The sequence below is a fragment of the Streptomyces sp. WAC04114 genome (genome assembly GCF_019733245.1).
GTDB classification, from domain to species: domain Bacteria; phylum Actinomycetota; class Actinomycetes; order Streptomycetales; family Streptomycetaceae; genus Streptomyces; species Streptomyces massasporeus_A.
Genome location: NZ_JAIGQA010000039.1, coordinates 45,629 through 51,815, shown reverse-complemented (window position 1 = coordinate 51,815; position 6,187 = coordinate 45,629). Strand labels below are relative to the sequence as shown.

Annotated in this window: 3 protein-coding genes; all 3 read right to left on the bottom strand. The window is 69.9% G+C overall.

Features of this window, described 5'->3' with window-relative positions; translation table 11 throughout:
* A partial coding sequence (locus tag K4G64_RS13770) for an inositol-3-phosphate synthase (RefSeq protein ID WP_221756321.1) occupies positions 1-1,116 on the bottom strand: 1,116 nt, incomplete at its 3' end.
* A gap of 84 nt (positions 1,117-1,200) precedes the next feature.
* Positions 1,201-4,923: a ThuA domain-containing protein gene (locus K4G64_RS13765; RefSeq protein WP_221756320.1), complete on the bottom strand. Its 3,723-nt coding sequence runs from the start codon at positions 4,921-4,923 to the stop codon at positions 1,201-1,203.
* A gap of 263 nt (positions 4,924-5,186) precedes the next feature.
* Entirely contained in the window at positions 5,187-6,185 is a 999-nt protein-coding gene (locus tag K4G64_RS13760; RefSeq protein ID WP_221756319.1) for a sugar phosphate isomerase/epimerase, read from the bottom strand.
* Positions 6,186-6,187: the final 2 nt, after the last annotated feature.

Genomic DNA, 6,187 nt, shown 5'->3' with positions numbered 1-6,187 from the left:
CCCCAGGCTCCGACCGAACCGCACCAGTTCCTCGTACTGCTCGGACAGCCCCGAGGGCCCCTCCCCCACCGGGTCCTTGAAGTAGAAGCCGAGCGCGGCGAGGGGACCGGACAGCCCCGTCTCGTGGGCCCGGGCGGTCAGGCGGGCCAGGTCCAGGACGAGCGGTGCGGCCAGGGCCGAGTCGCAGCCCTGCCAAATGGTCTGGAGGATCATGCGGGTGCCGAGGAAGCCGTCGAAGGCGATGTGGTCCCAGGCTGTCTTCCAGTCGCCGAGGGCCGGGACGTCGTCGATGTGGACCTCGCCCTCGGGGACGGTGCCTAGGGTGTCGGCGAGGACGCGTTCCTTGCCGGCGTTCTTCGCCGCGGCGGCGGCCGGGTCGGCGAGGGCCGCGCCGTCGCCGCCGCCCAGCAGGTTCGTGCCGGACCAGGCCCGGACCGTCAGCGCCCGCTGCGCGAACATGGGGCCCAGCACGGCGCGCAGCAGCGTCTGGCCGGTCTTGCCGTCCCGGCCGGCGTGCGGCAGGCCGCTGCGTTCGGCCTCGCCGGCGGCGACGGGGTGGTGCATGCCCTCGGAGGGGGTGAAGTTGACGTAGGAGCAGCCCGCGCGGAGGGCGGCCAGGGCGTAGAGGGTGCTGGCCGGGAGCGGAGCGTCGGGGCCCGCGGACGCGGGTTCGGTGGAGGCGACGTTCACGACCACGGCCCGCTCCAGGTCGTGGCGGTGGACGAAGTCGCGTATGTCGGCGGCGAAGGCCGTGATCAGTTCGGCCTGGCTCCTGGTGTCCCCGGGCGTGGGGCCGCCGGGCCTGATCTCACCGTCCGCTGCGGCGAGTTCGGCGGTGACGGCGGTGGCGACGCCGGGTGGGAGGACACCGCCGGCGGTCAGGGTCTCGGCGCGTTTGGGCAGGGGGCAGTCGAAGGTGTCGTGTCCGCCGAAGACGAGGTCGGACAGCGCGGGCAGACCGCTGCCGGTGAAGGCCGGTGTTTCGGTCACCATGCCGGTGGGCGGGTGCAGTCCCGCGGCGACGGCGGCGCAGCCGGTGACGACGGTGGTGGCGACGGAGCCTCGGGCTCCGATCAGCCACACCCCCACACGCGGTCGGGAGAGGGACGCGGACATGGGCAGCCTCCTGATCGTGCGTGAGCCCCGGGGGGAGGTGAGGAGACGGCGGGCGGGGGTCCGGCGTCCCCCGCCCGCCGCCGTTCAGTCGCCCTTGACGGGCAGTTCCTTCAACTGGATGTTGCGGAAGGAGACCTGGTCACCGGCGCCATGGTTCTGGAGGCCGATGTAGCCGTCGGTCAGACTCCGCTGGGGGTCCTTGTTGGTGAAGTCGTTGATCTTGACTCCGTTGAGGAACACCTGGAGGCGTTCGCCCTGGACCTTGATCTCGTAGGAGTTCCACTGGCCGGGCGGCCGCAGAACCTGGTCACGGGCCTTGATGTTGGCCGACTTGAACGAGTAGACGGATCCGGTGGTGCGGTCGGCCGCATCCGTGGCGTCGATCTGGATCTCGTAGCCCTTGTTCACGGCGGACCAGGGGTCGTCGGAGGCGGGGAAGCCCACGAAGATCCCGGAGTTGTCGTCGCCGCGCATCTTCCAGTCGAGCTTGAGCGAGTACGACTTCAGCTCCTTGGCCTGGTACCAGAGCAGGCCCATGCCGCCCTCGGACTCGAGGGTGCCGTCCTTGACGTTGAACTTGCCGGGGCCCGCCTGCTTCCAGCCGTCCAGGGTCTGGCCGTTGAAGATCTTCCGGTAGTCCTTGCTCGGCTTGCAGTCCGCCTTGACCTGGCCGGTGGCGTACTGGAGGCCGCCGAGCAGATGGGCACGGAAGGCTTCCTCGGCGTAGGACTCCTTGGTGTGGCCGCCGCCGGTGTAGAAGGACCGGCCGCCGCCGTAGCTCTGGCACCAGGCGATCGGGTGATCGCCCTTCATGTTCCCGCCCTGGTAGGTGGTCTCGTCCAGGGTGGCGAGGACCTTGGCCTGCTCACGCGGGTTGGTGCGGTAGTTGTACCACTCGTCGGTGCGCTCCCAGGCGTCGCCGAGGTGCGCGGTGGACGGGTGGTCGTGGTCCTCGACGCGGACGGTGGCCTTCTGGATGGCCGGGTGCGAGTCGAAGTAGGCGCCGACGAGGCCGCCGTAGAAGGACCAGTCGTACTCGGTGTCGGCAGCCGCGTGGATGCCCATGTATCCGCCGCCGCCGGCCACGTAGTTCTCGAACGCCTTCTGCTGCTCGGCGTTCAGCACATCACCGGTGGTGGACAGGAAGGCCACGGCGTCGTACTTGGCGAGGTTGGCCGTGGTGAACTGCTTGGCCTCCTCGGTCGCGTCGACCGTGATGCCGGCCGGGCCGCCGAGTTCCTTCAGGGCCGTGATGCCCGCCGGGATGGAGTCGTGCCGGAAGCCGGCGGTCTTGGAGAAGACCAGGACCTTCTTGCCGCCCTTGAACGGCTCCTTGGAGAACTCGAAGTCGTCCACGTCGTAGAGCGCGCCCTCACCGCCCTTGAAGACCAGGTAGATGTCGGTGGTCTTCTTCGGCAGCGACCGCAGCGGCACGTCGACGTTCTGGAACGTCTCCCAGCCGCCGGTCGGCGGGATGTAGGCCGAGCCGTGCAGGGGCCCGTCGGGCGAGCCGGTGCGCAGTTCGACGAAGCCGCCCGCGCCGCCGGAGGAGGCCCGCACGGTCATCTTCTTCTGCCCGTCGAACCGGTAGGGGGAGAAGGAGATCCAGTCGCCGTCGTTGATGTCGCCGACGGTCTTGCCGCCGTTGGCGCCGGTCTTGTCGATGACCGAGACACCGGACTGGGTGGTGAAGTGCTCGCCCTGGCGGTGCAGCGGCTGGAGCACGGTGCGGGCGGTGCCGGTGAGCGCCTCCTGGCCGTTCGCCCCGCCGTCGGTGTAGCTCGCGCCGACGACGCCGTAGATGTTGGCGTTGGGGTCGTGGCCGCCGTCACCGGGGGGCGGGGTCAGGGTGCCCTCGCAGCCCATCTCGCTGGTCAGCTCGTGGGCGTGGGAGTCGTGGCCGAGGCTGTAGGAGACCTTGACCTTGGAGCAGTCGACCGTCTCCTCGGGGTCGGTGACGGTCACCTTGAAGGGGACGGGCTTGCCGAATTCGGCGAGGGCGCCATTGCCCGGGACGTCGATGCGCACCTTGGGCTCGGTGTTGCCGACGACGATCCGGACGCTGGCGTTGCCGGTGTTGCCCTCGGGGTCCTTGGCGGTGAAGGTGGCGCTGTAGGTGCCGACCTTCTTGTACTGGTGGGTCGGGTTGAGGCCCTCGCCCTTGGTGCCGTCGCCGAAGTCCCAGCTGTAGGTGAGGTTCGGGGAGTCGGCGTCCTTGGCGGAGGCGGTGAACTTGACCTTCAGGCCGGCCGCGCCGGACGTCTTGTCGGCGCTGACCTCGGCGATCGGGGAGAAGCCGTCCTCGGCGTTCTCGATCCGGTACAGCGCGGAGTGCTCGTCGCCCTGGAACCAGGAGACGCCGTAGTCGAGGACGTAGAGCGCGCCGTCGGGGCCGAACTCCATGTCCATGATCTGGGTGCCGGTCCACGGGAAGTCGTTGATCTTCGCGACCGAGCCGTCGTCGTTCTGCTCGATCCGCTTGATCCAGCGGCGGCCGAACTCGCCGGCGAAGAAGTCGCCGTCGTAGGCCTCCGGGAACTTCACGCTGGAGTCGAGCTCGGGGTCGTAGCGGTAGACCGGGCCGCCCATCGGGGACTCGGAGCCGCTGCCGAACTCGGGCACGGATCCGCCGTCGTACGGGATCCAGGCGGCCTGCGCGGGCGGCAGGTCGGTCAGGCCCGTGTTGTACGGCGAGGTGTTCTTCGGGGCGTTGCAGTCGAACGTCTCGCCGGACTCCTTGGTGGCGAAGTCGTAGTCGACGTAGGGGTCGTTGTCGCCGGTGCAGAAGGGCCAGCCGAAGTTGGCCGCCTTGGTCACCTTGGCGAACTCGACCTGTCCGCCCGGGCCGCGCTTGGGGTCGGCGGCGCCGGCGTCGGGACCGTAGTCGCCGACGTAGACGGTGCCGGTCTTGTCGTCGACGCTCATGCGGAACGGGTTGCGGAAGCCCATCGCGTAGATCTCGGGGCGAGTCTTCTCGGTGCCCGGGGCGAAGAGGTTGCCGTCGGGGACGGTGTAGGAGCCGTCCTCGGCGACCTTGATGCGCAGGATCTTGCCGCGCAGGTCGTTGGTGTTGCCGGAGCTGCGGCGCGCGTCGAAGGCCGGGTTGCGGTTCGGCCGGTCGTCGATCGGGGTGTAGCCGTCGGAGGCGAAGGGGTTGGTGTCGTCGCCGGTCGACAGGTAGAGGTTGCCGTCGGCGTCGAAGTCGATGTCCCCGCCGACGTGACAGCAAGTGCCGCGGGAGGCCGCGACGTCGATGACCTTCTTCTCGCTGGCCTTGTTCAGCGTGCCGTTGGCGTTCAGCGTGAAGCGGGAGAGGCGGTTGACGCCGTCGAACTTCTTGAAGTCCTCGGCGGTGCCAGTCTCCGGGGCGTCGCCCGCGGGGGTGTCGAGCGGCGGGGCGTAGTAGAGGTAGATCGCCCGGTTGTTCTTGAAGTCCGGGTCGATGCCGACGCCCTGGAGGCCCTCCTCGTCGTGGCTGTAGACGTCGAGTTTGCCGGCGATCTTGGTGACGCCGCCCTGGTCGGTGAGGCGCAGCGTGCCGTCGCGCGAGGTGTGCAGGACACTGCGGTCCGGGAGCACGGCGAGCGACATCGGCTCGCCCATCTCGGGCTCGCCCTTGGCGAGCGGCACCTGCTGGAACTGGCCCTCGGCGGCTGCCGGTTCGTCGTGCTCCGGGTGGCCGGGGTGGGCGCCGGCGACGGTGGCCGGGGTACCGACGGCGAGGAGCAGTCCGGTGAACAGGGCGACGGTGGTGCGAAGCCCTGGACGCCTGGGGGTGGCGGTGCTTCTGGGTCTGGTTCTGTGCACGAAGTCCCTCCGGGAACGGGGTGGGCCGTACGGGGTGGGTGCGAAGCGTGCGGTGCGGGCGCCGGGGTGCGCCGTCACCCCGGAGGTGCATGTGTCCTGAACACATCAAGGACGGTAACCGTGTCCGTCCGGGGCGAACACCCCTTGCGACGGACTCGGTCGGACTTTCTCCCAGTGCGGGACAAAGCAGGATCCGCGCAGGTCGGAGGGGGGATCGGCGGTGTTGCCGGTCCCCGTCCCCCGACCTGCGCCGGGAGCGTGGTTCAGCTGTTGAACGCGGCGTCGAAGGACGCGCTGGGCGGCTCGAAATCGAAAGCCTTCAGCCGATTCAGGGCCTCCGGCGCCCCCTGCAGACGGTCCATGCCCGCGTCCTCCCACTCGACCGAGACGGGGCCCTGGTAGTCGATGGAGCGCAGCATCCGGAAGACGTCCTCCCAGGGAACGTCGCCGTGCCCGGCCGAGACGAAGTCCCAGCCGCGCCGCGGGTCGCCCCAGGGCAGGTGGGAGCCGAGGCGGCCGTTGCGGCCGTCGAGGCGCTTGCGGGCCTCCTTGCAGTCGACGTGGTAGATCCGGTCGCGGAAGTCCCAGAGGAAACCGACCGGGTCGAGGTCCTGCCACACGAAGTGCGACGGGTCGAAGTTGAGGCCGAAGGCGGGGCGCCTGCCGACCGCTTCCAACGCGCGGGCCGTCGTCCAGTAGTCGTAGGCGATCTCGCTGGGGTGGACCTCGTGCGCGAACCGCACGCCCTCGGCGTCGAAGACGTCCAGGACCGGGTTCCAGCGGTCGGCGAAGTCCTGGTAGCCCCGCTCGATCATCGCCTCGGGGGCGGGCGGGAACATGGCGACCAGGTGCCAGATGGCGGAGCCGGTGAACCCGATGACGGTGTTCACGCCGAAGGCGGCCGCGGCCCGGGCGGTGTCCTTCATGCGTTCCGCGGCCCGCTGCCGGACACCTTCCGGGTCGCCGTCGCCCCAGACCGCCTCCGGGACGATCGCCTGGTGCCGTTCGTCGATGATGGCGTCGCAGACGGCCTGGCCGACCAGGTGGTTGGAGATCGCCCAGCACTTGAGGCCGTACTTGTCGAGCAGGGCCCGGCGGCCGTCGAGATAGCCGGGATCGGCCAGTGCCTTGTCGACCTCGAAGTGGTCGCCCCAGCAGGCGAGTTCGAGGCCGTCGTAGCCGAAGTCGCGGGCCAGGCGGCAGACCTCCTCCAGGGGCAGGTCCGCCCACTGGCCGGTGAAGAGTGTGAAGGTGCGTGGCATCG